The organism is Pseudomonas sp. W3I7 (genome assembly GCF_030816095.1).
Taxonomy (GTDB): domain Bacteria; phylum Pseudomonadota; class Gammaproteobacteria; order Pseudomonadales; family Pseudomonadaceae; genus Aquipseudomonas; species Aquipseudomonas salomonii.
Genome location: NZ_JAUSXP010000001.1, coordinates 4,754,043 through 4,778,495 on the forward strand (window position 1 = coordinate 4,754,043; position 24,453 = coordinate 4,778,495).

Genomic DNA, 24,453 nt, shown 5'->3' on the forward strand with positions numbered 1-24,453 from the left:
AGATAGAACTTCTCAAGTCTCACTCCCCTCATACCTGATAAGCCCACTGCCCCGGCACGCCCATGGACCTTGTCATCGCCCGCCCCGAAGGCCTCTATTGTGCTGCGGGAGATTTCTACATCGACCCCTGGCGCCCGGTGGACCGCGCCGTCATCACCCACGCCCATGGCGACCACGCCCGCACCGGCAACCAGCATTACCTGGCCGCCGCTCCCGGCGAAGGCATCCTGCGTTCGCGACTGGGCCAGGACATCAACCTGCAAACCCTGGCCTACGGCGAAAAGCTCATCCACCACGGCGTCACCCTGAGTTTCCACCCCGCCGGGCACGTGCTCGGCTCCGCCCAGGTGCGCCTGGAATACCAGGGCGAAGTCTGGGTAGCCTCCGGCGACTACAAAGTCGAACCCGACGGCACCTGTGCGCCCTTTGAGCCGGTGCGTTGCCACACCTTTATTACTGAATCCACTTTTGGCCTGCCGATTTACCGCTGGCAGCCCCAGGCGCAGATTTTTGCCGGGATCAATGACTGGTGGCAGGCCAATATCGCGGTCGGCAAGGCCAGCGTGTTGTTCTGTTATTCCTTTGGCAAAGCCCAGCGCATCCTGCATGGCATCGACGCCAGCATCGGCCCGATCCTCAGCCATGGCGCGGTGGAACCGCTGAACCGTGTGTACCGCGAGGCCGGCATTTATATCCCTGAAACCCTGTATGCAGGTGACTTCAAAAAGACTGATCCGTTGCTGCGCCAGGCACTGATCATCGCCCCGCCGTCTGCCGGTGGCAGCAGTTGGATCAAGCGCTTCGGCGACTACAGCGACGCGTTCGCCAGCGGCTGGATGCGCCTGCGTGGCACGCGACGGCGGCGCGGTGTGGACCGAGGTTTTGTGCTCTCCGACCACGCCGATTGGCCGGGATTGCTGTGGGCCATCGAACAGACCGGCGCCGAACGGGTGATGGTCACCCATGGCTCTGTCGGCGTATTGGTGCGCCACTTGCGGGAAAAAGGCCTGGATGCCCAGGGTTTCACCACCGAATACGGCGATGACGAAGAAGAGGCCACGGCATGAAAGCCTTCGCCGAGCTGTACGCCAACCTCGACGCTACCACCTCCAGCAACGCCAAGCTGGCCGCGCTGCAAGCCTACTTCCGCCAAGCGCCACCCGAAGATGCGGCCTGGGCCGTTTATTTCCTCTCCGGCGGGCGACCCCGGCAATTGGTGCCGACCCGTTTACTGCGCGACATGGCCACTGCCGCGTCGGGTATCGAGCCGTGGTTATTCGAAGAGAGTTACCAGTCGGTGGGCGACCTGGCCGAGACCATTTCGCTGTTGCTGCCCGAATTCTCCTACACCTCGGAAGACGGGCTGGCGGTATGGCTGGAAGAAAAGTTGCTGCCCCTGCGGGGTCTGCCGCCGCTGGAATTGGCTGAACGCCTGCCCGCGTTATGGGCACAACTCGATCAACCGAGCCTGATGGTGTGCATCAAATTGATCACCGGCAGTTTTCGCGTCGGCGTGTCCAAACTGCTGGTCACCCGCGCCCTCGCCGCCATGGCCGACCTGGACAGCAAACGTGTGGCCCAGCGTTTGGTGGGCTACACCGACCTGTCCAACCGCCCTACGGCCGAAGGCTACCTCAAACTGATCGCCGCCGAATCGTCCGACGAACATGCGCAACGCGGCGGGCAGCCGTATCCGTTTTTTCTGGCCCATGGGCTGGCGCAACCGGTGGAGCAATTCGACGCCCTGCTCGGCGCAACCGCCGACTGGCAGGTGGAATGGAAGTGGGATGGCATTCGCGCGCAACTGGTCAAGCGCGAAGGTCGCCTGTGGGTTTGGTCGCGCGGTGAAGAGTTGGTCACCGAGCGTTTCCCCGAGCTGCACAGCCTGGTCAGCGGCCTGCCGGATGGCACGGTGATCGATGGCGAAATTGTGGTGTGGAAGGACGCGGTGCAACCCTTTGCCCTGCTGCAACAGCGCATTGGCCGTAAAACCCTGAGCAAAAAAGTCCTGGAGGATGCGCCGGTGGCGGTCCTCGCCTATGACCTGCTGGAGCATCAGGGCGACGATTGGCGCAACCACACCCAGGCCGAGCGCCGCGCCCAGCTTGAGCAAGTAATAGCGCAGTGCAACCAGCCCGTGCTGTTGCCATCGCCCTTGCTGGCGGGCGCGAGCTGGAAGGACCTGGCCGAGCAACGCGAAGATTCTCGCCGCCTCGGCGTGGAGGGCATGATGCTCAAGGCCCGCGACGGCCTGTACGGCGTGGGCCGCACCAAGGACATGGGCGTGTGGTGGAAATGGAAAGTCGACCCGTTCAGTGTCGACGCCGTATTGATCTACGCCCAGCGCGGCCATGGCCGGCGCGCCAGTTTGTACAGCGATTACACCTTTGCGGTGTGGGACGGCCCACCCGGCACTGAGCGCACGCTGGTGCCATTCGCCAAGGCGTATTCAGGGCTGACGGACGAAGAAATGCGCAAGGTCGACGCCATTGTGCGCAAGACCACGGTGGAGAAATTCGGCCCAGTCAGCAGCGTAACGCCGAGCATGGTGTTTGAGCTGGGGTTTGAGGGGATTGCGCTGTCGAAGCGGCATAAGAGCGGGATTGCGGTGCGGTTTCCCAGGATGTTGCGGTGGCGGCAGGATAAGACAGTGGAAGAAGCCGACAACCTCGGCACGTTGCAGGATTTGTTGACCTGACCCTTCCCCCCCCCAACACTGCAGAACCCTGTGGGAGCCGGGCTTGCCCGCGATGGCGGTGGGTCAGTTAGAGAGATTTAGCTGACACACCGCCATCGCAGGCAAGCCAGCTCCCACATTTTGGATCCAAGCAAGATCCAGAATGGTGCAACGAAAATTCAATGCCCATTTTCGGGCATCTCCTACACTGATAACTCCCTTATCCTTCCTTTTAAAACACCCATTCGGAACTACATTCGGAACTATGGTGCAGAAATTGCTACCAGTGATCCGTCTGACACCGTTCAGTAACAGTCCTAACCGCGCCACAAGCGCTTATCTTGGTTTCCAGGGATTACATAATGAAAAAAGCATTGCTGACCCTTTCTGCACTGGCTCTGTGCATGGCTGCTGGTACCGCGCTGGCCAAGGAATACAAGGAGTTGCGTTTTGGTGTCGATCCTTCCTACGCGCCATTCGAGTCCAAGGCCGCCGACGGCAGCCTGGTAGGCTTCGATATCGACCTGGGCAATGCGATCTGTGCCGAGCTGAAAGTGAAGTGCAAGTGGGTTGAAAGCGACTTCGACGGCATGATTCCAGGCCTGAACGCCAACAAGTTCGACGGCGTGATTTCCTCGATGACCGTGACTGAAGCCCGCGAAAAGGCGATCGATTTCTCCAGCGAGCTGTTCTCCGGCCCGACGTCCCTGGTGTTCAAAAAGGGCGCGAACTTCTCCACGCCTGAGTCCCTCAAGGGCAAATCCGTGGGCTACGAGCAAGGCACCATCCAGGAAGCCTACGCCAAGGCCGTGCTGGACAAAGCCGGTGTGACCACCAAGGCCTACGCCAACCAGGACCAGGTTTACGCCGACCTGACCTCGGGCCGCCTGGACGCTTCCGTGCAGGACATGCTGCAAGCCGAACTGGGCTTTTTGAAGTCGCCGGCCGGCGCTGACTACGAAGTCAGCAAGGCCATCGACGACCCACTGCTGCCATCGAAAACTGCGGTCGGTATCAAAAAAGGTAACAAAGACCTCAAGGCTCTGCTCGATAAAGGTATCAAAGCGTTACACGATGATGGCACCTACGCCACCATCCAGAAGAAACACTTCGGCGACCTGAACCTCTACAGCGGTAAATAACACCCCGGCGCCCACCGGTTTGCGGTGGGCGCTTTTTTATCGCCATTAGGTCCTGAATTCATGTTTGAAGATCTTTTGCAAACCCTGGGGCTGGGTGCCTTCAGCTTGAAGGGGTTCGGCCCGCTGTTGCTGCAAGGTACGTGGATGACCGTGAAACTGTCGGTCGCCTCCCTGGCCGTCAGCGTCCTGCTCGGCCTGCTCGGCGCCAGCGCCAAACTGTCCAGCGTCAGCCTGATACGCATCCCTGCCCAGCTTTACACCACCTTGATTCGCGGCGTGCCCGACCTGGTGCTGATGCTGCTGATTTTCTACAGCCTGCAAATCTGGCTGACCGGCTTTACTGACTTTATGGAATGGGACTACATCGAAATCGACCCATTCAGCGCCGGGGTCATCACCCTGGGCTTCATCTATGGCGCCTATTTCACCGAGACCTTTCGCGGCGCGATCCTCGCCGTGCCCCGTGGCCAGCTGGAAGCAGCGACCGCCTACGGGCTTACGCGCGGGCAGCGGTTTCGCTTCGTGACCTTCCCGCAGATGATGCGCTTTGCCTTGCCGGGCATCGGCAACAACTGGATGGTGATGCTCAAGGCCACCGCGCTGGTGTCGATCATCGGCCTGGCGGACCTGGTCAAGGCCGCGCAGGATGCGGGCAAGAGTACTTATCAGCTGTTCTATTTTCTGGTGATCGCCGCGCTGATCTACCTGCTGATCACCAGTGCATCCAACGTCGTCTTGCGCTGGCTTGAGCGCCGCTACTCCGCTGGGTCCCGGGAGGCCGTGCGATGATCGAACTTCTTCAACAATACTGGCGGCCGTTCCTGTACAGCGACGGCCAGCACATCACCGGGCTGGCGATGACCATGTGGCTGCTCAGCGCGGCGCTGGTAATCGGCTTTCTGGTCTCGATCCCGCTGTCCATCGCCCGCGTCTCGCGCAAACGCTCCATACGCTGGCCGGTGCAGTTCTACACTTACCTGTTTCGTGGCACGCCGCTGTATATCCAACTGCTGATTTGCTACACCGGCATCTACAGCATCGCCGCCGTGCGCGCGCAGCCGGTGCTGGATGCGTTCTTTCGCGATGCGATGAACTGCACCATTCTGGCCTTCGCCCTCAACACTTGCGCGTACACCACGGAAATTTTCGCCGGCGCGATCCGCAGCATGGCCCACGGCGAAGTCGAAGCGGCCAAGGCGTACGGCCTGAGCGGCTGGAAACTCTATGCCTACGTGATCATGCCCTCGGCCCTGCGCCGCTCGCTGCCTTACTACAGCAACGAAGTGATCCTGATGCTGCACTCGACCACCGTGGCATTTACCGCGACGGTGCCGGACATTCTCAAGGTAGCGCGGGATGCCAACTCGGCCACTTACATGACCTTTCAATCATTCGGCATCGCCGCGCTGATCTACCTGACCGTGACCTTCGCGCTGGTCGGGCTGTTTCGTCTGGCGGAGCGCCGTTGGCTGGCCTTTCTCGGGCCGAGCCATTAAGGAGTCGCGATGCGTCATCAGGTACATGATCTGATCGCGCCGGTGCCCGGCACGGCGCGGCAGGTTCACAGTTTCCACTTCGGCCCGGAACAGGCTGAGGGCAAGGTTTACATCCAGTCATCACTGCATGCCGATGAGCTGCCGGGCATGCTGGTGGCTTGGCACCTGAAGCAGCGCCTGGGTGAGCTGGCAGCGGCCGGGCGCCTGCGCAGCGAGATCGTGCTGGTGCCCATCGCCAATCCGGTGGGGCTTGAGCAGGTGTTGATGGACATTCCATTGGGCCGCTACGAGCTGGAAAGCGGGCAGAACTTCAATCGCCTGTTTGTCGACCTCAGTGAGGAAGTCGGCAATCAGGTCGAAGACCTGCTGGGCGACGACCCCACGCACAACGTCGAGCTTATTCGCGACGCCCTGAGCCTGGCCCTCGCGGCGCAAACGCCCGCGACCCAGCTGCAATCCCATCGCCTGGTGCTGCAACGCCTGGCCTGTGACGCCGACATGGTGCTGGACCTGCATTGCGACTTTGAGGCCGTGGCGCACCTGTACACCACGCCCGAGGCGTGGCCGCAGGTGGAGCCGCTGGCGCGCTATATTGGCTCGGAGGCCAACTTGCTGGCGACCGACTCCGGCGGGCAGTCGTTCGACGAGTGCTTCACGCTGGTGTGGTGGCAGTTGCAGCAACGCTTCGGCGAGCGCTTCCCGATCCCGATGGGCAGCTTTTCGGTGACCGTCGAACTGCGCGGCCAGGGCGACGTCAACCACGGCCTGGCGGCGCTGGATTGCCAGGCGATCATCGATTACCTGATGCACTTCGGTGCAATTGAAGGCGATGCAGCCCCCCTGCCCGAACTGCCCTACCCGGCCACGCCGCTGGCGGGCGTGGAACCGGTGACCACGCCGGTCGGCGGCTTGCTGGTGTTCAGTGCGCTTCCCGGTGAATACCTGGAAGCCGGGCAACTGATCGCCGAAATCATCGACCCCATTACTGACCGCGTAACGCCTGTGCACTGCCAACATGCCGGCCTGCTTTACGCCCGTTCGCTGCGGCGCATGGCCACTGCCGGCATGGTGATCAGCCATGTTGCCGGCACGCAAGCCTACCGCAGCGGCTACCTACTTTCGCCTTGAGGATGCACGCCCCATGTACAAATTGACCGTTGAAGGCCTGCATAAAAGCTATGGCGACAATGAAGTGCTCAAAGGTGTTTCACTCAAGGCCAACACCGGTGATGTGATCAGCCTGATCGGCGCCAGTGGCTCGGGCAAAAGTACCTTTTTGCGCTGCATCAACTTTCTGGAAACGCCCAACGACGGCGCCATGACCCTTGATGGCCAGCAGATCCGTATGGTCAGCGACCGCCACGGCATGCGCGTGGCCGACGACGCCGAATTGCAACGCCTGCGTACGCGGTTGGCGATGGTGTTCCAGCATTTCAACCTGTGGAGCCATATGAGCGTGCTGGAAAACATCACCATGGCGCCGCGCCGGGTACTGGGTTGCAGCAAGAAGGACGCCGAAGACCGTGCCCGTCGCTACCTGGATAAGGTCGGGCTGCCGGCACGCGTGGCCGATCAATACCCGGCGTTTCTCTCTGGTGGCCAACAGCAACGGGTGGCCATCGCCCGCGCCCTGGCCATGGAGCCGGAGGTGATGCTGTTTGACGAACCCACATCAGCCCTCGACCCGGAACTGGTCGGCGAGGTGTTGAAGGTGATCCAGGGCCTGGCCGAGGAAGGCCGCACCATGATCATGGTCACCCACGAGATGAGCTTTGCGCGCAAGGTGTCGAACCAGGTGCTGTTCCTGCACAAGGGTCTGGTGGAAGAGCAAGGCACGCCCGAAGATGTGTTGGGCAATCCGAAGAGCGAGCGCCTGCAGCAGTTTCTGAGCGGTAACTTGAAGTAAACCTTTGCCACGCCTGGAGGGTCTCTGACATAGAGCCTCCAGAGCGTCAGCCGCCGAATGGCAAAACCCCTCGATTTCGCCAAAACATGGTTTGCCGCCAAGGGCTGGAAGCCATTCGCCTTTCAAAAAGCCGTCTGGGCGGCCGTTAAAGAAGGCCAGTCAGGCCTGCTGCACGCCAGCACCGGCGCGGGTAAGACCTATGCGCTGTGGTTTGCCGCCCTTAACCGCTTCGCCGTCACTCGCCCGCCCGCTACCGGTAAACGCAAAATACCCGCCGAGCCGCTGACGGTGCTGTGGATCACGCCTATGCGCGCCTTGGCCGCCGACACCGCGCGCGCCCTGGAGGCGCCACTGGCGGCACTGGAGATTCCCTGGAGCGTCGGCCTGCGCACGGGGGATACCAGTAGCAGCGAACGCGCACGCCAGACCCGCCGCCAGCCCACCGCGCTGGTGACCACACCGGAAAGCCTCACATTAATGCTCGCACGTGCCGACAGTGAGACGAGTCTTACGCACCTGCGCATGGTGATCGTGGATGAGTGGCACGAACTGATCGGCAATAAGCGTGGCGTGCAGTTGCAATTGGCGTTGGCGCGCTTGCGGCGCTGGCATCCGGACTTGATGGTGTGGGGCATTTCCGCGACGTTGGGCAACCAGTCCCACGCCCTTGAGGTTCTGGTCCCACAAGGCGGCGGGATCAATGTGCAGGGGCAGACGGCTAAAGAACTAAAGGTCGACACCTTGTTGCCGCCCACTGTCGAGCGTTTTCCCTGGGCTGGGCATATCGGCTTGAAGATGCTCCCGCAGGTGGTGGCCGAAGTGGAGGCCAGCAGCAGTTGCCTGGTGTTTACCAATACGCGCGCGCAGTCGGAGATTTGGTACCAGGCACTGTTGGATGCGCGCCCGGATTGGGCGGGTTTGATTGCCCTGCACCATGGCTCGCTGTCGCGTGAAACCCGCGACTGGGTGGAGCGCGCCCTGAAAGACGGCCAGCTCAAAGCGGTGGTGTGTACCTCGAGCCTGGACCTGGGCGTGGATTTTCTGCCGGTGGAGCGCGTGCTACAAATCGGCTCGGCCAAAGGCGTGGCGCGCCTGATGCAACGCGCCGGGCGCTCTGGCCATGCGCCAGGCAGGCCATCACGGGTGACATTGGTGCCGACCCATAGCCTGGAACTGGTGGAAGCCGCCGCCGCCCAGGATGCGATAGCGCAGCGGCGCATCGAAGCTCGCGAATCGCCCTACAAGCCTTTGGATGTGCTCGTACAACACCTGGTGAGCATGGCCCTGGGCGGTGGTTTTACCCCGGATGCACTGTTGACGGAGGTGCGTGGTGCCTGGGCTTATCGTGACCTTACTGACGCCGATTGGGCTTGGGCGCTTGGGTTTGTGCGCCATGGCGGCCTGTCATTGACGGCCTATCCGGATTACCGCCGTGTGGAGCCCGATGAGCATGGCGTGTGGCGCGTGCCGGATGCACGCCTGGCGCGGCGTCATCGCATGAGCGTGGGCACGATCGTCAGCGATGCGAGTATCCAGCTCAAATTCTGGAGCAAGGGCGGCGGCGGCAAGAATCTGGGCAGTGTCGAAGAAGGCTTTATCGCCCGGCTCAAGCCTGGCGACGGTTTTTTGTTTGCAGGGCGTTTGCTGGAGTTGGTGCGCGTGGAAAACATGACGGCGTATGTACGCCGCAGCACCGCGAAAAAGGCCGCCGTGCCGCGCTGGAATGGCGGGCGCATGCCGCTATCCAATGAATTGGCGCAAGCGGTGGTCGAGCGCTTTGATGCAGCCGCCCACGGGCACTTCGACGGCCCGGAGATGCGCGCGGTGCAGCCTCTGTTACAAACCCAGTTGCGCTGGTCAGGTCTGCCGACACGTGCACGCTTGCTGGCGGAAGCCCTGAAGTCGCGGGAGGGCTGGCACCTGTTCCTCTACCCGTTCGCCGGGCGCCAGGTGCATCTGGGGCTGGCGAGCCTGCTGGCGTGGCGGGTCAGCCAAGGCCAGCCGGTGACCTTTTCGATTGCGGTGAATGATTACGGGCTGGAACTGTTGAGCGCCACGCCGGTGGACTGGCCGGTGTTGTTGAACGAAGCGCTGCTGAGCCCGGCCAACCTGCTGGTGGATGTAGCTGCCAGCTTGAACGCCGGAGAACTGGCGCTGCGCCGCTTCCGCGAAATCGCCCGCATCGCCGGGCTGGTGTTTGCCGGTTACCCTGGCGCGCCGAAAAGCACGCGGCAGGTGCAGGCTTCCAGCGGTTTGTTCTTTGAGGTGTTCAAACAATATGACCCAGAGAACCTTTTATTGACCCAGGCCGGGGAAGAAGTCCTGCGTGATGAGTTGGATATTCGTCGGCTCGAAGAGACACTCAGCCATCTGTCGGCGCTGAAACTCGACCTGCATGTAATCGAACGGCCGACGCCGCTGGCTTTTCCCCTGCTGGTTGAGCGAATGCGCGAGAGCATGAGTTCGGAGAAGCTGTCCGAGCGCATTGCACGCATGGTCAAGGACCTGGAAAAAGTCGCGGATAACGGGAAACGCTGATGCATCATTCGCTGACGCTTGAGGGTGAGGAGTTGTGGCTGCTGGCGGAGAAGGCGATTTACTGGCCCGCCCGCCAGTGCCTGATGATCGCCGATGCGCATTTTGGCAAGGCCTCGGCGTATCGCAGCCTCGGGCAACCGGTGCCGCAGGGCACCACCACCGAAAACCTGCAGCGCCTGGACCGTCTGTTATCGGCCCTGCCGTGCACGTGGGTGATCTTTCTCGGCGACTTCCTGCATGGCCCTGGCTCACACGCCAGCGGCACCCTGAGTGCCTTGAGAGCCTGGCGCGCGCACAATCACCAACTGAACCTGACCTTGATTCGCGGCAACCACGATAAACGCGCTGGCGACCCGCCTGCCGACCTGAGGATTGACGTGGTGGCCGAGCCGCTGTTAATGGGGCCGTTCGCGCTGCAGCATGAGCCGGATGGGCACCCCAGCCATCATGTGCTGGCCGGGCATGTGCATCCGGTGTATCGGCTGCGCGGCAAAGGCCGCCAGAGTTTGCGACTGCCGTGCTTTCAGATCGGCTCGCGGATCAGCTTGCTGCCGGCGTTCGGGGCTTTCACCGGCGGTTACTCCGTGGAGAAAAGCGATGATCGGCGGTTATTTGTGATCGGCGATCAAGACGTATGGCCGGTGCACTGAAGCGCCAGCCATGTCTTTTGATAAATCAGGCGACAGGCGCTGGAGGCGGCTCATCGGGAAGGACTGGCTCACCGGGCTCGGTGGGCTGCTGTGGCCAATCTTCGTCAGGTTGACCAGGGATGCCGCCCGCATATGCAGGGTCGGCCATCAGGGACCAGGCCAAAACACCAATCTGGTTGGGTTCAAGCCGGGCGAGTTCGGCGCTGATTCGCGGGTCGATCTTCATAAAGTACTCCTCAAGCGTGGCTCGGCGCGTTTTGCACGCGCCGAGGCAGTACACCCAATAGAGTCACTTCACGCAGACTAATTCCCTTTACGTGTAAGACCTTTCGATCAAGCGCGTGGGAGAGTGACGCCGCGCTGGCCCTGATACTTGCCGGCGCGGTCTTTATAGGACACTTCACAGGCTTCGTCGGACTGCAGGAACAGCATCTGCGCCACGCCTTCGTTGGCGTAGATCTTGGCCGGCAAGGTGGTGGTGTTGGAGAACTCCAGGGTCACGTGGCCCTCCCACTCCGGCTCAAGCGGTGTCACGTTAACGATGATCCCGCAGCGGGCGTAGGTGCTTTTACCCAGGCAGATGGTCAGCACGTCACGGGGAATCCGGAAGAATTCCACGGTGCGCGCCAAGGCAAAGGAGTTTGGCGGAATGATGCACACGTCGCTCTTGACGTCGACGAAGCTCTTTTCGTCGAAGTTTTTCGGGTCGACGATCGCCGAATTGATGTTGGTGAACACCTTGAATTCATCGGCACAGCGCACGTCGTAGCCGTAGCTGGAAACACCGTAGGAAATCACGGGAGCCGCGCCTTCGCCACGGATCTGGCGTTCGACGAAGGGTTCGATCATGCCGTGTTCTTGCGCCATGCGGCGAATCCACTTGTCCGATTTGATGCTCATGGCGGGTGTCCTGAATAGCGAGGTGGAAAAATTCTGTTGGGCATCTTACCGGGGCCGGCCTTGGGGTTCAAAGGGCGCAGGGCATTTGTTGATGAATGTGCAGCCGTCCATAAGCGGCAGCCAGCAGGGCCGGGCCCCACATTGCAATGCCCTATGACTGTAAATACCACCGCCAGTCACGAAAATAGAGAAACCTTCGGAAATACCATTGGCACGTTCGGTAAAAACGGTTAAGGTGACGTCACTGTGTTGCTTGTGTCACTGAGAATCTCTACACGATATGTTGAATTTCGATCCAACCATCTCCAAGAATTTTTCCTGCTCTTTGCACTCAGTCTCGGCCAGGGCTTTTCCTGAGTCGCAGTTAACTTTGTTCAAGGAGTTACACCATGTCTAATCGCCAAACTGGTACCGTTAAGTGGTTCAACGATGAAAAAGGCTTCGGCTTCATCACTCCACAATCCGGTGACGACCTGTTCGTTCACTTCAAAGCTATCCAATCCGACGGCTTCAAAAGCCTGAAAGAAGGCCAACAGGTTTCTTTCATCGCTACCCGCGGTCAGAAAGGCATGCAAGCTGAAGAAGTTCAAGTTATCTAACTTGTACTGACTTAGTCGAAAAAACCCCGCCCTTAAAAGCGGGGTTTTTTTATGCCTGGATTTCAGCGATCACTCGCACTTAAAGCCAGGCACAAAAAATGTGGGAGCGAACTTTATGTGGGAGCTGGCTTGCCTGCGATACTGACACCTGGGTGTATCAGGTACACCGAGGTGATGCTATCGCAGGCAAGCCAGCTCCCACACAAGCCCGCTCCCACATTTCGTCCTGCGTCTTTCCTGCGTCGCTTATTGGAACAACGACTCACTCGACAGGCCGTTCTTCTCGAGGATCTCACGCAAGCGCTTGAGGCCCTCTACCTGGATCTGCCGCACCCGCTCACGGGTCAGGCCAATTTCCAGGCCTACATCCTCCAGGGTGCTGCTCTCATGGCCGCGCAGGCCGAAGCGGCGAATCACCACCTCGCGTTGCTTGTCCGTGAGCTCCGACAACCACTGGTCAATGCTTTGGGAAAGATCATCGTCCTGCAACAGCTCACAAGGATCCGTCGGGCGATCATCCGTCAGGGTGTCCAGCAGGGTTTTATCCGAATCCGGACCCAGCGAGACATCGACCGAAGACACGCGCTCATTCAAGCCGAGCATGCGCTTGACCTCTCCCACCGGTTTTTCCAGCAGGTTGGCGATTTCTTCAGGCGAAGGTTCATGATCGAGTTTTTGTGTCAGCTCACGCGCTGCCCGCAGGTAGACGTTGAGCTCCTTGACCACATGGATCGGCAACCGGATCGTGCGGGTCTGATTCATGATCGCCCGTTCGATGGTCTGGCGAATCCACCAGGTGGCATAGGTAGAAAAGCGGAAGCCCCGCTCAGGGTCGAACTTCTCCACCGCCCGGATCAAGCCCAGGTTGCCCTCCTCGATCAAGTCCAACAGCGACAGGCCACGATTGACATAGCGTCGGGCGATTTTCACCACCAGCCGCAGGTTGCTTTCAATCATGCGCTTGCGCCCAGCCGGATCGCCCTTTTGCGACAAGCGCGCAAAATGGACTTCTTCTTCGGGAGTCAGCAAAGGGGAAAAGCCGATTTCATTGAGATACAGCTGCGTGGCGTCGAGCGCCCGCGTGTAGTCAATGTACTTGTGTTGCTTCAACGCGGTGGAGTTCTTGGATTTGGTGCGAACTGAAGGAGTTGGAGACCCTTCATCATTCGACATCGATTCCTTTTCGGTGAGCATCTCCGTATCAAGGAGAAGCTCATCGTCGATGTCAAACTCCGGCGCTTCTTTACTGAGAGCCATTGTTATAGTCCTTTGGTGAGTTCGACCTCAAGCTCAAGCGACGCCTTTATCCTTGGCAACGCTGGAGCCTGTTCCTTCTACGTGAGGGAACAGGCTGTGCAACACATCAACGACGGGGTAGGAATTGCAGCGGATCTACAGGTTTCCCTTGGCGGCGAATCTCAAAGTGCAGTTTCACCCGGTCTGTACCAGTTGACCCCATTTCGGCAATTGTCTGTCCGACTTTGACCTGCTGCCCCTCCCGAACCAACAGCCTGCGGTTATGACCGTAAGCACTGACGTAGGTATCGCTGTGTTTGATGATGACCAGCTCGCCGTAGCCCCGTAAACCACTCCCGGCGTAAACCACTGTCCCATCAGACGCAGCTAAAACAGGCTGTCCCAAATCCCCGGCGATATCAATGCCTTTATTCAAACTACCGTTTGAAGAGAATTTTCCAATCAGCACCCCGTTTGAAGGCCATCCCCAACCGGTCGGTGCCGGCCCAGCAGGTGGCAATGGCGTAGCTGCCGGCTTGCTCGCAACCGCAGGCGCGGCGGTGCCTGCAGGCCTGGTGATGATCGTGGTTTTGCTTGAAGACGAGGCCGAAGATCCGGATTTTGTCACAACTGCCGTCGAGGCCGAACCCGTACGCCCATCGAAACGGATGGTTTGCCCCGGATGAATCGTATAGGGCACAGGAATATTGTTACGAGCTGCGAGTGCCTTGTAATCCCAGCCGTAACGGAAGGCGATCGAGAACATCGTGTCCCCCTTTCGCACTACATATTGCCCGGTGGTGACCGTCGGTTTTTGCGGCACGGCGCTGGCACCGCTTCGGTCGACAACCCGAGCTCCACTGGACGGAGAGCTTGAGCAACCCACCAACAAGGAACTCAAGACGAGGCCAAGCACCAGTCGCTGAAAACTTGTTTTACTCATACGCTGCGCAAGACCTGTGAGACTCACCCGCCGCTCCCTTTGTGCTGGCCGAACATGAATGCCTGTATCAGGCTTGAAATATGTCGCAAGTATAACTGGGCATTGGCTTTTTACCGGTACACGACTGAAACGAAAAATTCATCGTATTTAAACCCGGCGTCCAGTCATGTTGACTCAATAAGCCCCGCCGTAAGACACATCCCCATCAACAGAATTCACTGTTTACAAAGAAATGATCAGGCCAGCGGGCCATTGAGCAGCGGAACGAAGCGCACGGCACCCAGTACATGCCGGGAAAAACCTTCGTCCTCACGGATAATGAGCATCAATTGTTGCACTTCGCCAGAGCCCACCGGGATGACCAGGCGCCCGCCAGGGGCGAGCTGATCGAGCAACGCCTGAGGCACATCGGTGGCGACCGCCGTGACGATAATGCCGTTATACGGCGCCAGCGCCGGCCAGCCTTCCCAACCGTCGCCCCAACGGAACACCACGTTGCGCAGGTTGAGTTCCACCAGGCGCTCCTTGGCGCGGTCCTGCAGGACCTTGATGCGCTCCACCGAGAACACCCGTTCCACCAATTGCGAGAGCACGGCGGTCTGGTAACCCGAACCGGTGCCGATCTCCAGCACCTTGTCCAACGGCCCCGCCGCCAGCAGCAGCTCACTCATGCGTGCAACCATATAAGGCTGCGAAATGGTCTGGTTGTGGCCAATCGGCAACGCAGTGTCTTCATAGGCGCGATGCGCCAGCGCCTCATCCACGAACAGATGCCGAGGCGTGCGCCGGATGACTTCCAGCACCTGGGCGTTGGACAGGCCCTCTTCATACAGACGCTGGATCAAACGCTCGCGGGTACGCTGGGAGGTCATCCCGATACCACGACGCAACAGGTCGTCTTGTTCACGCGCCATTAACGCAGCCCCTCAAGCCAACCATCCAGACTACTGAAGGCATCACTGAAGGTGCGATCGAGCTGCAACGGGGTAATCGAAACATAACCTTGCATCACCGCATGAAAGTCGGTGCCGGGGCCGCCGTCTTCGGCATCGCCGGCGGCAGCAATCCAGTAACCTTCCTTGCCACGCGGGTCGACCACCTTCAACGGCGCTGCCGCACGGGCGCGATGGCCCAGGCGGGTCAGCTGAATGCCGCGGATATGGTCGAGGGGCAAATTGGGAATATTGACGTTGAGCACCGTGCGCGGCGGCAAGTCCAGCGAGCCGTGGGCCTCCACTAGCTTGCGGGCGAAATACGCCGCCGTCGCCAGGTTATCCAGTTGCCGTGAGGCAAACGAAAAAGCGAACGAAGTGCGCCCCAGGAAACGCCCTTCAAGGGCCGCCGCCACGGTGCCGGAATACAGCACGTCATCGCCCAGGTTGGCGCCCAGGTTGATGCCCGACACCACCAGATCCGGCTCCTGTTTCAACAAGCTGTTGATTGCCAGGTGCACGCAGTCGGTGGGGGTGCCGTTCACGCTGATAAAGCCATTGGCCAGAACCTGCGGGTGCAGCGGACGGTCGAGCGTCAGCGAACTGCTGGCGCCGCTCTTGTCCTGGTCCGGGGCAACCACCACGCACTCGGCGTAATCCTGCAGCGCAGCATAAAGCGCGGCAAGACCGGGTGCGGTGGCACCGTCATCGTTTGATATCAGAATACGCATGGGTTGTCCGTCGGCCCCACCGGCACCAGATCAACAAGCTCGCGCACCAACACAGTGGCGAAGCATCCGGCCGGCAGGACGAATTCCAATTGCAGAATGTCAGGACCGGGATAATGCCACGTCAACCCGCCAATGGGCAGTCGCAGAATGCGACGTTCCTGGCTCATGCCGGCGTTCACCAGCCAATCGCGCAGCTCTGGCTCGCTGGCGGCAATGGTTTGCTCAAGCGTGTGGGTCGCGCCGCCGGCCGGTGAATCACCCTCGCCCCACTGTGGGCCGGTGGGGTGCAGGTCCAGAATCGCCAGGCGCGGGTCGCTGCATTCAGCCTCGCCCGCCGGGAAAAAACTGCGACTGTCGGTAAACGCCAGCAGGTCACCGACCTGGGCACGTTGCCAGGAGCCGTCCGCAACCCGCGCCGCCAACACTTTGTTAAACAGAAAGCTACGCGCGGTCGACAGCAGCCGCGAACGCACATTGCGCTGCTCCGGCAACGCCTTGCGCGCCGCCCAATCGCGGGCGTCCACGACGTTGCCGCCGTTATGACCGAAACGCTGGGCGCCGAAGTAGTTGGGGATACCGTGCTGAGCGATCAGCTGCAAGCGTGCGTCAATGGCAGCGGTATCGCCGGCCAATTGGGTCAGGCGCAGGGTGAAACCGTTGGCCGAATGCGCGCCGCGTTGCAGCTTGCGCCTGTGGCGGCCCGTCTTAAGAATCTTGAGGGTGTCGTTTTCGGCGCCGCTCATGTCCGGGTCGGCCTTGCCTGGCAATTGCACGCTGAACCACTGACGGGTCAGCGCCTGGCGGTCCTTGAGCCCGGCGTAGCTGACGGTGCGCAAGGGCACGCCGGCAGCCTTGGCGATACGGCGCGCGGCCTCTTCGGTATTCAGGCCGCGCTTTTCGACCCACAGCCACAGGTGCTCACCGTCGCCGCTCAGGGGAATGTCCAGCACTTCGTCGACCTGGAAATCTTCAGCCGTCGCTTTCAAAACCGCGCTGCCCAAGGCCTCGCCATAGGCACGCGGGCCCAGCAATTGCAGATCATTCATGCGCGCAGCAACAAGGCGACGGAGTGCACCGCGATGCCCTCTTCCCGGCCGGTAAACCCGAGCTTTTCGGTGGTGGTGGCTTTCACGTTGACTTGATCCAATTCAATTTGCAGGTCGGCGGCAATCAGCGCGCGCATCGACTCGATATGCGGGGCCATTTTCGGTGCCTGGGCCACGATGGTGTTGTCGACGTTGCCGACCTTCCAGCCCTTGGCGTGGATCAGGCCGACCACATGGCGCAACAACACGCGGCTGTCCGCGCCCTTGAAAGTCGGGTCGGTGTCTGGAAAGTGCTTGCCGATATCGCCCAACGCGGCCGCGCCGAGCAAGGCATCGCTCAAGGCATGCAACACAACGTCGCCGTCGGAATGAGCCAGCAACCCATGGTGGTGTGCAATGCGCACGCCGCCCAAGGTGATGAAATCGCCTTCAGCGAAACGGTGCACATCGTAGCCGTGGCCAATACGCATAAAAAAACGCCCCGATTTAATTCAGGGCGTGATTCTACCTACTTTTGCCTCACATTAACCGAGCAAAGCGCGACCATGATGTCGCAAATGGTCTTCGATGAAGCTGGCGATAAAGAAGTAGCTGTGGTCATAGCCCGGCTGCAGGCGCAGTTCCAACGGGTGGTTGGCGGCCTTGGCCGCTTGCTGCAACGCCTCAGGCTTAAGCTGCACGGCAAGGAAATCGTCGCGATCACCCTGGTCCACCAGCAACGGCAGTTTTTCCGAGGCTTCGCTGATCAGCACGCAGGCATCCCACTCGCGCCATTTGGAGCGTTCTTCGCCCAGGTAACGGGAGAAGGCCTTCTGGCCCCACGGGCAATCCATCGGGTTGTTGATCGGCGAAAACGCCGACACCGATTGGTAACGCCCCGGGTTGCGCAAGGCACACACCAGCGCACCGTGACCGCCCATGGAGTGGCCGCTGATACCGCGCTTGTCTGAAGCCGGAAAATGCGCTTCAACCAATGCAGGCAATTCCTGCACGACATAGTCATGCATCCGATAGTGCTTGGCCCACGGTTCCTGCGTGGCATTCAGGTAGAAGCCGGCGCCGAGGCCAAAGTCCCAAGCGTTGTCCGGATCGCCCGGCACACCCGGCCCGCGCGGACTGGTGTCGGGTGCGACGATGATCAACCCAAGCTCGGCGGCCATGCGCTGGGCGCCGGCTTTTTGCATGAAGTTCTCATCGGTGCAGGTAAGCCCCGACAGCCAGTACAGCACTGGCAACTTGCCGCCCTGCTCCGCTTGCGGCGGCAAGTAGACGGCGAACGTCATGTCGCAACCGAGCACATCGGAATGATGCTTGTAGCGTTTATGCCAGCCGCCGAAGCTCTTCTGGCACGACAGGTTTTCCAGGTTCATGGCCGACCTCAGAAGTGGATGACGGTACGAATGCTCTTGCCTTCATGCATCAGGTCAAACGCTTTGTTGATGTCTTCCAGGCCCATGGTGTGGGTGATAAAGGTGTCCAGCGGGATCTCGCCGGTCTGGGCCATTTCCACATAGCTTGGCAATTCGGTGCGGCCGCGCACGCCGCCGAACGCCGACCCGCGCCAGACGCGACCGGTGACCAGCTGGAATGGGCGGGTGGAAATTTCCTGGCCGGCACCGGCCACACCGATGATCACCGACTCGCCCCAGCCTTTGTGGCAGCACTCAAGTGCGGCGCGCATCAGTTGTACGTTGCCGATGCACTCGAAGGAGAAGTCCACGCCGCCGTCGGTCAAGTCGACGATCACGTCTTGGATTGGGCGGTCGTAGTCTTTCGGGTTAATGCAGTCGGTGGCGCCCAGTTGCTTGGCGATTTCGAACTTGGCGGGGTTGATGTCGATGGCAATGATGCGACCGGCCTTGGCTTTCACCGCGCCGATCACCGCCGACAGGCCGATGCCGCCGAGGCCGAAGATGGCCACAGTGTCGCCCGGCTTGACCTTGGCGGTGTTGATCACTGCACCGATGCCGGTGGTGACGCCGCAGCCCAGCAGGCAGACTTTTTCCAGCGGCGCTTCTTTAGGGATCTTGGCCACGGAGATTTCCGGCAACACGGTGTACTCGGAGAAGGTCGAGGTGCCCATGTAGTGGAAAATCGGCTGGCCCTTGTAGGAGAAACGCGTGGTGCCGTCGGGCATCAGGCCTTTGCCCTGGGTGGAGCGAATGGCCTGGCACAGGTTGGTCTTGCCCGACAGGCAGAATTTGCACTTGCCGCATTCCGGGGTGTACAGCGGGATCACGTGGTCGCCGACCGCGACCGAGGTCACGCCCTCGCCGATCGCTTCAACCACCGCACCGCCCTCGTGACCGAGGATCGACGGGAAGATGCCTTCCGGGTCGGCGCCCGACAAGGTGTAGGCGTCGGTATGGCACACGCCGGACGCAACCACACGCAACAGCACCTCGCCGGCCTTGGGCATGGCGACATCCACTTCAACGATCTCAAGGGGCTTTTTCGCTTCGAAGGCTACGGCGGCGCGAGACTTGATCATCCGGGTTTCTCCAGGGAGTTAAAAACTGAGGCAGTGAGTGTAAAACATGGCTCAGTGATGAATAATCCAGGCAAAAGCAAAACATTATTGCCATACAGGGATAATCAACATGCTGGAAAACCGCTGGGAAGGCATCGATGAGTTCGTTGCTGTGGCCGAGTGCAGCCAGTTCACCGCGGCGGCCGAACGGCTTGGGGTGTCTTCATCGCATATCAGCCGGCAGGTGGCGCGCCTGGAAGAACGGCTGCAAACGCGCTTGCTCTACCGCAGTACGCGCAAGGTAACCCTGACCGAAGCCGGCCAGACCTTCCTGCAACATTGCCAGCGTTTACAAGATGGTCGTGAAGAAGCGTTGCGCGCGGTGGGCGACCTCACCAGCGAGCCCAAGGGCATGCTGCGCATGACCTGCGCGGTGGCGTACGGCGAGCGCTTTATCGTGCCGTTGGTTACGCGGTTCATGGGGCTGTATCCGCAATTGCGTGTGGATATCGAATTGAGCAATCGCCAGCTGGACCTGGTGCATGAGGGCCTGGACCTGGCCATTCGCCTGGGGCGCTTGCAAGACTCACGCATGGTCGCCAGCCGCCTGGCACCTCGGCGCATGTACCTGTGCGCGTCGCCGTCCTACTTGGCGCGGTATGGTCGGCCACATAGTTTGTCGGAATTGAGTCGGCATAACTGCCTGATCGGCAGCTCGGATATCTGGCAACTGGCCCAGGATGGGCGGGAATTTTCCCAGCGGGTGCAGGGAAACTGGCGCTGCAACAGTGGGCAGGCGGTACTGGATGCGGCGCTGCAAGGGGTTGGGTTGTGTCAGTTGCCGGATTATTACGTGCTGGAGCATTTGCACAGTGGCGCGTTGGTGTCATTGCTGGAGGCCCATCAGCCACCGAATACGGCGGTGTGGGCGCTGTATCCGCAGCAGCGGCATTTGTCGCCGAAGGTCAGAAAGCTGGTGGACTTTCTCAAAGAAGGCTTGGGTGACAATCCGGTCTATCGAGCATAAACAGCTACCGTCGATGCATTGCCTGGATACCGTTTAATAGCCGCTTTCATTGAAAAACCAGGCAAGCCCATGACGTCCAACGCCCAGCAACTCCAGCATATCAATCATTTTGTCCGAAAGGTCCTGGCCGACTTTCCGGTGCCCAGCGCTATCGCCGCCCAATTGCTTTACGAGCACCTGCAACCATTCACCCAGGAAAAACTGGACCCGGATACTACTCTCCTGACCACTCTGGAATACAACCTAGACAATCCCAATGCGCCCTACACCGCAGTGATCATCCAATCCATGAGCCTGACCGAGGCCATGATCTGCAATGCGCCCCATGCCCCTGGCGGCATGGTCAACACCACCGGTTTTTCCACCATTGCGCCGTACTTCAATATCGTTGATGAACTACCGCGCCTGATGGATAACCGCATACCGCAAATGTTCAACGAAGAGTTCATCACCTCCGGCTGGATCCCGCCCAGACGGTATGAGGCGCTTTACCGGCAAAGCGAACCTCAGGTCTACGACCCGACCACCCAACTGGAGATCGCGCCTGCTGTTTTGAGGAAGGTCATTGATTCAAGCAACTTCGAACAAACCTATGACAAAACCATCACCCTGTTCTGGAGCGAACATCGGGACAATTACACCACCCTGATGCGCATCGCCTACACCAAGGCTTACCTCAATCAGTACGAAGAATTCACGCTCACCGCAGCAGAACGGCAACTCGCCGCACGGGCGGCAGGTATCGGCGTCGACAAGGATGCCAGCAATCTGACCCTCGAAGATTTTCAGACGCCCTATTCACCGGATAAAAACCTGTCCGTGCGCATGCTGCGTATTCATCAGTTCGACGCCACCGACATTCTTACGATTACCGACAACCAGAGCCAGATCACCCTGCTGTACATCCCGGGCAACTCCTCCCCCATCCATGGGTTCAACAGCCCAACGGACATGCGCAATGCACTGGTGAAAGTGGCCAAGGACCCGACCCAGCGCAAAGCCCTGGCCAACCACTTTGAACCCGGCTCGATTGACTCCGGCCTGATCTACAGTGGTGTCGAGGAAGCATTGATCGGCATGGCGATGTACCCGCAATCTTCCAGCCCACCCGGTTTTTTCAATAGCTTGTTGCACAACGGTTACTGGGACCCCGCGCAATACATCAACAACCCAATGTATCCGGCACTCAGAAGCAACCCATTTGCGTTTATCGCGCGACAGATCCGCACTCGGATTGCAAAATTGGCAGCCAAAACCATTGTCTCGCCGTTGGACACGTTCAAGGCCGACACCCTCGACGCCTTGGATAAAGCCTGCCTGCTGGCGATCCCCGTGGCGTTGACCATGGGCACGGCGTTGCTGGCGGAGTTTTGTTTCGTGACATCGGGCTTGACGGGAATGGCTATTGGCGCCGATGACGTGCTCAAAGACAAACCCCTCGCCGTTGAGCGCATGGTGTTCGGCGCCCTGAACGCGCTCCCGGTGGTTATCCACGGCATCAGCAAAGGCGCGAGCAGTCTTGAGGCGTTACGCCCTGAACTTGGCCAGGCTACGCGGGCAGAGGAGGGTCAGATCAGCGTCAAGGTCATCACTCAGGCCCCCACCTCCGCCGAAACCGAGACGCGCCCCCTTGTCGCTGCAACATCCCCCAGCGGTTTGCAGACCGTCAACATTCAGGGCGAGACCTTCCTAACCTACAAAAGCCCGAATGGCTGGGGTTTTTTTGAGCTATTCGTGAATAATCCAGAAGCCCCCGAGAAGATCCAATCCACCGGGCTCTACGCTATTCAGAGCTCCGACCAGCAATGGCGACGCGCCGGGTTGGCCGGAGGTGGGGCATTTCGCAATGCCTGGCAACGGGTTTACAAACAGTTCGGTGGAAGCCAGCAGTTGAGTTTCTTCAGCGCCTACCAGATGCCAGCGCCCGTGCGCGAGATCCTCGTGCAGATGCTCACCGACACCAGCTCATTCTCGGAAGACTTCGAACCCTTCGGAACGGATGCACAATCGATCAGCAACGCCCGGAAACTGTTCTTTGAAAAAAGGAACCAATTAAACCAGGACTCGGCGATCTTCTTTAACCACCTGCCCTACTCGCCCCTGCAGCCGGTACTCCCCCGCTTGAGCTTGAACGAATCACAGCAGAGCATTATCGAGAAATTGCTGCGCGCCAGTGACGGCATCGTGGTCGGCGAAAACCACAGCGCCGAATCGAGCAAAGCCTTTCTGATCGACAACATGCAGACACTCGCTAGCCAAGGTGTCAAACGCATCTACTTCGAACATCTGCTGACAGATGTGCATGCTCCAATGTTGAAGGCTTTTTACCGCTCGAAGAGCGCCCCCATGACCGAGGAGCTGACAAGCTATCTGAACGGCATCTATCCACTGCCCCGAAGCCACTATTACTCATTCAAAAACGTCGTGATCAAAGCCCGAGAGGCGGGGATCAAGATCCAGCCGATCGACTGCACCGTAAGCTACGTACTGCGCGATATGCGAGACAATGCGGGAACCTTGCGCCAACGGATGATGAACTATTACGCCACCGAGGTGATTCAGTGGATCCAGACCTCCAAGCGCCAACCCGGTAAATGGGTCGCACTGGTGGGCGATACCCATACCAATACCTTCAGGGACATCCCTGGGCTGGCCGAACTCACCGGCAGCATCGGCCTGCGGATAGAAGATAGAACGGGCACCCACCCCTTGGGCATCGAAGTCGATCCAGGGCGCACTGCCAGCCTGGGCCTCAACAAGGGGGAAGGCACGGTCAAAGCCAACCTGGTCTTGCGTGTTGATCCTGCCGTGTTGCAACGCTCACTGGAATCACAGCCCGGCCCTTCGCACAGTCGAGTGGTGAAGTCGGCCAAGGCACTGCTGATACGGCCGGGCCAATTCATGCTCACCGAGGGGCTGGTTTCCGAGGCTGCCTACATTGACTATCGTTCGCGAAGCGGTGAACTGCGAAGTTCACGGATCAACTGTCAGGACGGTCGGTACTTCATCCAGGTAACCGGCTGGCCCCTCGATGAAAAGCGGTTCGACAGCATTGAGGTCTTGGTGAATGAGTTGAAAACTCTACCCGGGTTGCAGCAAGTCAAAGGCTGAGAATCAAGACGCTTGATAAGCCCGGCGTTGACGCAGCCACTCGAGGTCTTCGGGGCGGGTGACCTTGATGTTGTCCGCACGCCCTTCGACCAGTCGCGGCGCTTGGCCGGACCATTCCATGGCCGAGGCTTCGTCGGTGATCACGGCATCGGCCACCAGGCTGTCAGCCAAAGCGCGGTGCAAGGCGCCCAGACGGAACATCTGCGGCGTATACGCCTGCCAGATCAGGCTGCGGTCGACGGTTTCGACCACACGGCCATGCTTGTCGACGCGTTTGAGCGTGTCGCGCGCCGGCACGGCCAGCAGGCCGCCAACGGGATCATCGGCCAGTTCAGCCAGGAGTTTGTCGAGGTCATCCCGGCTCAGGTTGGGCCGCGCTGCATCATGCACCAGCACCCAGTCATCATCACTGGCGCCCAGGGCGTTGAGTTGCAACAACGCATTGAGCACTGACCCCGAGCGCTCGTCGCCGCCGTCCGCACGCACGATGCGTGGGTCGTTGGCACACGGCAGGTTTGGCCAGTAAGGATCATCAACAGCAAGACTGACCACCAGCCCCTTGAGGCCTGGATGGTCGAGAAAACAGCCAAGGCTGTGTTCCAGAATAGTGCGCCCGCCCAGTTGCAGATACTGCTTGGGACGGTCCGCAGCCATACGGGCACCCACGCCCGCGGCAGGAATCACGGCCCAGAAGGCCGGTAAAGACTCAATCATTGGGCCAACTGGTAGAGGGTTTCACCCTCCTTGACCATGCCCAACTCATGGCGAGCCCGCTCTTCAACGGTCTCCGTACCTTTTTTCAGCTCAAGCACTTCGGCATCGAGGACGCGGTTGCGCTCCAGCAGACGTTCGTTTTCGGCATGCTGGTCGGCAATCTGCTGGGTCAACTCTTTTACCTGCGCAAAGCTGCCATTACCCACCCATAGGCGGTATTGCAGGCCAGCCAGCAACAAGAGCAAGACGAGGAACAACCAATTGGGACTGCGCATCGAAATCCGGGTATCCAGTAAAAAAAGACAGCCATGTAAAACTTTTACAGCAACTGATAG

At 59.9% G+C, this 24,453-nt stretch carries 24 protein-coding genes; 12 read left to right on the forward strand and 12 right to left on the reverse strand.

What is annotated here, in order from left to right:
* Positions 1-62 precede the first annotated feature (62 nt).
* The 9 genes from QF043_RS22030 (at position 63) to pdeM (ending at position 10,409) form a co-directional block, all read left to right on the forward strand.
* Positions 63-1,067 (forward strand): ligase-associated DNA damage response exonuclease, encoded by a 1,005-nt coding sequence (locus tag QF043_RS22030; RefSeq protein ID WP_065928994.1) that lies wholly within the window; start codon positions 63-65, stop codon positions 1,065-1,067.
* A complete protein-coding gene (locus QF043_RS22035; protein ID WP_307420181.1) occupies positions 1,064-2,698 on the forward strand; it encodes an ATP-dependent DNA ligase in 1,635 nt (544 codons plus the stop codon). The genes QF043_RS22030 and QF043_RS22035 overlap by 4 nt, the downstream gene beginning before the upstream one ends.
* Positions 2,699-3,039: 341 nt before the next feature.
* Positions 3,040-3,819, forward strand: a complete 780-nt coding sequence (locus QF043_RS22040) for a transporter substrate-binding domain-containing protein (RefSeq protein ID WP_017137173.1) — start codon at positions 3,040-3,042, stop codon at positions 3,817-3,819.
* Positions 3,820-3,879: 60 nt separating this feature from the next.
* The gene (locus QF043_RS22045) at positions 3,880-4,608 is read left to right on the forward strand and encodes an ABC transporter permease (RefSeq protein ID WP_017137172.1); all 729 of its coding nucleotides are present in this window, start codon (positions 3,880-3,882) and stop codon (positions 4,606-4,608) included.
* Positions 4,605-5,315, forward strand: coding sequence for an ABC transporter permease (locus tag QF043_RS22050; protein WP_058421686.1), 711 nt, complete (start codon positions 4,605-4,607; stop codon positions 5,313-5,315). The genes QF043_RS22045 and QF043_RS22050 overlap by 4 nt, the downstream gene beginning before the upstream one ends.
* A 9-nt stretch (positions 5,316-5,324) precedes the next feature.
* Entirely contained in the window at positions 5,325-6,443 is a 1,119-nt protein-coding gene (locus QF043_RS22055) for a succinylglutamate desuccinylase/aspartoacylase family protein (RefSeq protein ID WP_307420183.1), read from the forward strand.
* Positions 6,444-6,456: 13 nt separating this feature from the next.
* Positions 6,457-7,221, forward strand: coding sequence for an ABC transporter ATP-binding protein (locus QF043_RS22060; RefSeq protein ID WP_017137170.1), 765 nt, complete (start codon positions 6,457-6,459; stop codon positions 7,219-7,221).
* Between the two features lie 57 nt (positions 7,222-7,278).
* The gene (locus QF043_RS22065) at positions 7,279-9,759 is read left to right on the forward strand and encodes a ligase-associated DNA damage response DEXH box helicase (protein WP_307420184.1); all 2,481 of its coding nucleotides are present in this window, start codon (positions 7,279-7,281) and stop codon (positions 9,757-9,759) included.
* Positions 9,759-10,409, forward strand: coding sequence for a ligase-associated DNA damage response endonuclease PdeM (gene pdeM, locus QF043_RS22070; RefSeq protein ID WP_307420185.1), 651 nt, complete (start codon positions 9,759-9,761; stop codon positions 10,407-10,409). Before QF043_RS22065 ends, pdeM begins: the two co-directional genes overlap by 1 nt.
* A gap of 25 nt (positions 10,410-10,434) precedes the next feature.
* Here the strand turns inward: pdeM and QF043_RS22075 are convergent, their stop codons facing one another.
* Both QF043_RS22075 and dcd read right to left on the reverse strand, forming a co-directional pair.
* Complete coding sequence (locus QF043_RS22075; RefSeq protein WP_017137167.1) at positions 10,435-10,635, reverse strand: hypothetical protein; 201 nt, start codon at positions 10,633-10,635, stop codon at positions 10,435-10,437.
* 107 nt (positions 10,636-10,742) lie between these two features.
* Entirely contained in the window at positions 10,743-11,309 is a 567-nt protein-coding gene (dcd, locus tag QF043_RS22080; protein WP_017137166.1) for a dCTP deaminase, read from the reverse strand.
* Between the two features lie 389 nt (positions 11,310-11,698).
* On the opposite strand from dcd, the gene QF043_RS22085 reads away from it, so the two are divergent.
* Positions 11,699-11,908, forward strand: coding sequence for a cold-shock protein (locus tag QF043_RS22085; protein WP_002554837.1), 210 nt, complete (start codon positions 11,699-11,701; stop codon positions 11,906-11,908).
* Between the two features lie 246 nt (positions 11,909-12,154).
* Here the strand turns inward: QF043_RS22085 and rpoS are convergent, their stop codons facing one another.
* The 8 genes from rpoS to QF043_RS22125 all read right to left on the reverse strand — a co-directional run bounded on the left by rpoS (position 12,155) and on the right by QF043_RS22125 (position 19,287).
* Positions 12,155-13,165, reverse strand: a complete 1,011-nt coding sequence (gene rpoS / locus QF043_RS22090) for an RNA polymerase sigma factor RpoS (RefSeq protein WP_307420186.1) — start codon at positions 13,163-13,165, stop codon at positions 12,155-12,157.
* A gap of 106 nt (positions 13,166-13,271) precedes the next feature.
* A complete protein-coding gene (locus QF043_RS22095; protein ID WP_099485887.1) occupies positions 13,272-14,114 on the reverse strand; it encodes a peptidoglycan DD-metalloendopeptidase family protein in 843 nt (280 codons plus the stop codon).
* A gap of 209 nt (positions 14,115-14,323) precedes the next feature.
* A complete protein-coding gene (locus tag QF043_RS22100; protein ID WP_169850588.1) occupies positions 14,324-14,959 on the reverse strand; it encodes a protein-L-isoaspartate(D-aspartate) O-methyltransferase in 636 nt (211 codons plus the stop codon).
* A 41-nt stretch (positions 14,960-15,000) separates the two neighbouring features.
* The gene (surE, locus tag QF043_RS22105) at positions 15,001-15,750 is read right to left on the reverse strand and encodes a 5'/3'-nucleotidase SurE (RefSeq protein ID WP_056857522.1); all 750 of its coding nucleotides are present in this window, start codon (positions 15,748-15,750) and stop codon (positions 15,001-15,003) included.
* Positions 15,738-16,796, reverse strand: a complete 1,059-nt coding sequence (gene truD / locus QF043_RS22110) for a tRNA pseudouridine(13) synthase TruD (protein WP_307420187.1) — start codon at positions 16,794-16,796, stop codon at positions 15,738-15,740. The genes surE and truD overlap by 13 nt, the downstream gene beginning before the upstream one ends.
* The gene (gene ispF, locus QF043_RS22115; RefSeq protein ID WP_012722614.1) at positions 16,793-17,266 is read right to left on the reverse strand and encodes a 2-C-methyl-D-erythritol 2,4-cyclodiphosphate synthase; all 474 of its coding nucleotides are present in this window, start codon (positions 17,264-17,266) and stop codon (positions 16,793-16,795) included. The genes truD and ispF overlap by 4 nt, the downstream gene beginning before the upstream one ends.
* A 54-nt stretch (positions 17,267-17,320) precedes the next feature.
* Positions 17,321-18,166, reverse strand: a complete 846-nt coding sequence (gene fghA / locus QF043_RS22120; protein ID WP_017137161.1) for an S-formylglutathione hydrolase — start codon at positions 18,164-18,166, stop codon at positions 17,321-17,323.
* An 8-nt stretch (positions 18,167-18,174) separates the two neighbouring features.
* The gene (locus tag QF043_RS22125) at positions 18,175-19,287 is read right to left on the reverse strand and encodes an S-(hydroxymethyl)glutathione dehydrogenase/class III alcohol dehydrogenase (RefSeq protein ID WP_017137160.1); all 1,113 of its coding nucleotides are present in this window, start codon (positions 19,285-19,287) and stop codon (positions 18,175-18,177) included.
* A 109-nt stretch (positions 19,288-19,396) separates the two neighbouring features.
* Between QF043_RS22125 and QF043_RS22130 the strand changes: the two genes are divergently transcribed.
* Positions 19,397-20,293, forward strand: coding sequence for a LysR substrate-binding domain-containing protein (locus QF043_RS22130; protein ID WP_307420189.1), 897 nt, complete (start codon positions 19,397-19,399; stop codon positions 20,291-20,293).
* A gap of 69 nt (positions 20,294-20,362) precedes the next feature.
* Positions 20,363-23,404 (forward strand): membrane-targeted effector domain-containing toxin, encoded by a 3,042-nt coding sequence (locus QF043_RS22135; RefSeq protein ID WP_307420190.1) that lies wholly within the window; start codon positions 20,363-20,365, stop codon positions 23,402-23,404.
* A gap of 3 nt (positions 23,405-23,407) precedes the next feature.
* Here QF043_RS22135 and ispD read toward each other — a convergent pair whose 3' ends face one another.
* Positions 23,408-24,118: a 2-C-methyl-D-erythritol 4-phosphate cytidylyltransferase gene (gene ispD, locus QF043_RS22140; protein ID WP_307420191.1), complete on the reverse strand. Its 711-nt coding sequence runs from the start codon at positions 24,116-24,118 to the stop codon at positions 23,408-23,410.
* Positions 24,115-24,393 (reverse strand): cell division protein FtsB, encoded by a 279-nt coding sequence (ftsB, locus tag QF043_RS22145; RefSeq protein WP_017137157.1) that lies wholly within the window; start codon positions 24,391-24,393, stop codon positions 24,115-24,117. Before ftsB ends, ispD begins: the two co-directional genes overlap by 4 nt.
* Between the last annotated feature and the right edge of the window lie 60 nt (positions 24,394-24,453).

Excerpts from the sequence above, each read along its gene's own strand:
- QF043_RS22030 (WP_065928994.1), top strand. The coding sequence starts at position 63 with ATGGACCTTGTCATCGCCCGCCCCGAAGGCCTCTATTGTGCTGCGGGA.
- QF043_RS22035 (WP_307420181.1), top strand. The coding sequence starts at position 1,064 with ATGAAAGCCTTCGCCGAGCTGTACGCCAACCTCGACGCTACCACCTCC.
- QF043_RS22040 (WP_017137173.1), top strand. The coding sequence starts at position 3,040 with ATGAAAAAAGCATTGCTGACCCTTTCTGCACTGGCTCTGTGCATGGCT.
- QF043_RS22045 (WP_017137172.1), top strand. The coding sequence starts at position 3,880 with ATGTTTGAAGATCTTTTGCAAACCCTGGGGCTGGGTGCCTTCAGCTTG.
- QF043_RS22050 (WP_058421686.1), top strand. The coding sequence starts at position 4,605 with ATGATCGAACTTCTTCAACAATACTGGCGGCCGTTCCTGTACAGCGAC.
- QF043_RS22055 (WP_307420183.1), top strand. The coding sequence starts at position 5,325 with ATGCGTCATCAGGTACATGATCTGATCGCGCCGGTGCCCGGCACGGCG.
- QF043_RS22060 (WP_017137170.1), top strand. The coding sequence starts at position 6,457 with ATGTACAAATTGACCGTTGAAGGCCTGCATAAAAGCTATGGCGACAAT.
- QF043_RS22065 (WP_307420184.1), top strand. The coding sequence starts at position 7,279 with ATGGCAAAACCCCTCGATTTCGCCAAAACATGGTTTGCCGCCAAGGGC.
- pdeM (WP_307420185.1), top strand. The coding sequence starts at position 9,759 with ATGCATCATTCGCTGACGCTTGAGGGTGAGGAGTTGTGGCTGCTGGCG.
- QF043_RS22075 (WP_017137167.1), bottom strand. The coding sequence starts at position 10,635 with ATGAAGATCGACCCGCGAATCAGCGCCGAACTCGCCCGGCTTGAACCC.
- dcd (WP_017137166.1), bottom strand. The coding sequence starts at position 11,309 with ATGAGCATCAAATCGGACAAGTGGATTCGCCGCATGGCGCAAGAACAC.
- QF043_RS22085 (WP_002554837.1), top strand. The coding sequence starts at position 11,699 with ATGTCTAATCGCCAAACTGGTACCGTTAAGTGGTTCAACGATGAAAAA.
- rpoS (WP_307420186.1), bottom strand. The coding sequence starts at position 13,165 with ATGGCTCTCAGTAAAGAAGCGCCGGAGTTTGACATCGACGATGAGCTT.
- QF043_RS22100 (WP_169850588.1), bottom strand. The coding sequence starts at position 14,959 with ATGACCTCCCAGCGTACCCGCGAGCGTTTGATCCAGCGTCTGTATGAA.
- surE (WP_056857522.1), bottom strand. The coding sequence starts at position 15,750 with ATGCGTATTCTGATATCAAACGATGACGGTGCCACCGCACCCGGTCTT.
- truD (WP_307420187.1), bottom strand. The coding sequence starts at position 16,796 with ATGAATGATCTGCAATTGCTGGGCCCGCGTGCCTATGGCGAGGCCTTG.
- ispF (WP_012722614.1), bottom strand. The coding sequence starts at position 17,266 with ATGCGTATTGGCCACGGCTACGATGTGCACCGTTTCGCTGAAGGCGAT.
- fghA (WP_017137161.1), bottom strand. The coding sequence starts at position 18,166 with ATGAACCTGGAAAACCTGTCGTGCCAGAAGAGCTTCGGCGGCTGGCAT.
- QF043_RS22125 (WP_017137160.1), bottom strand. The coding sequence starts at position 19,287 with ATGATCAAGTCTCGCGCCGCCGTAGCCTTCGAAGCGAAAAAGCCCCTT.
- QF043_RS22130 (WP_307420189.1), top strand. The coding sequence starts at position 19,397 with ATGCTGGAAAACCGCTGGGAAGGCATCGATGAGTTCGTTGCTGTGGCC.
- QF043_RS22135 (WP_307420190.1), top strand. The coding sequence starts at position 20,363 with ATGACGTCCAACGCCCAGCAACTCCAGCATATCAATCATTTTGTCCGA.
- ispD (WP_307420191.1), bottom strand. The coding sequence starts at position 24,118 with ATGATTGAGTCTTTACCGGCCTTCTGGGCCGTGATTCCTGCCGCGGGC.
- ftsB (WP_017137157.1), bottom strand. The coding sequence starts at position 24,393 with ATGCGCAGTCCCAATTGGTTGTTCCTCGTCTTGCTCTTGTTGCTGGCT.